The following is an 885-nucleotide window of genomic DNA, read 5'->3' on the forward strand; positions in this document are numbered from 1 at the left end:
GCAGGTGTCGCACTTCATATTACAATCCGTCTTTTATAAATGTATGAAGAAAATATAGTTCTAGACTGGAATTGTTGATTCTACAAGGTTTTGGAGCTGAGGAATCGTCAGCCTTTGAGAAATAAGTTTTAGACTGAATATCCAGGAGAAGGGGTCCGTACCGCAAACCGACACTGTTCGGAGAAAATAAAGTAGTAGACTGAGTATTGACTGGTGATCGCCCTGCAGTTGATGGCCGCCGGGCCTACGGATCACTGGGCCAATCCGCATCCGGAAAGGCATTCGTCAGTCTACAACTTTATTTTCTTAGTCTATCCTGAAAATATCGCTCCGTAGAACACCTAAAAAAGGCAACAAGAAAGCGACCCTCCGGCAAACAAAAAAATAGCCAGGGGCATTAGTAATGTATGGTTTGCATAACGATCAGGAAGCTGCCGTATTCACAGTAATTGATACACCTAATGACTCCAGTTTCTTAATGGAATGCTTGATGATCACGTCCCGTTTTCGTTCCTCATAGTAGGTTGAACCGAGCTCGATGTAGGGTTGTTTCCGCTTAAGAATATAGTAAACCATAGACAAAATACTGTGTGCTACTGCGACCGTCGCCCGATTGGCTCCCCGGCGTGCGGCAATTCGGTGATACTGGCTGGATAAATACGTTTCTCTCGTTCTAGCCGCAGCCTTCGCTGCTTCTATAAGCGTACTTCGGAGCTTCTTGTTTCCTTTTCGCGTCTTTCCGGACAATCGTTTTCCGGCGCTTTCGTTCTGACCCGGACACAGCCCTGCCCAAGAACATAAATGGGCGGCGGAAGGATACTGATCCATATTGGAGCCAATCTCAGCTAAAATAGTCTCTGCTGTTCTTCGTGCCACACCTGGGAT

The 885-nt window shown here is 46.3% G+C and carries 1 protein-coding gene; it reads right to left on the reverse strand.

The window, feature by feature from the left end:
* Positions 1-423: 423 nt before the first annotated feature.
* A partial coding sequence (locus L693_RS0103770; RefSeq protein WP_025716121.1) for an IS110 family transposase occupies positions 424-885 on the reverse strand: 462 nt, incomplete at its 5' end.

The organism is Paenibacillus sp. 1-18 (assembly GCF_000520755.1).
Lineage (GTDB): Bacteria > Bacillota > Bacilli > Paenibacillales > Paenibacillaceae > Paenibacillus > Paenibacillus brasilensis.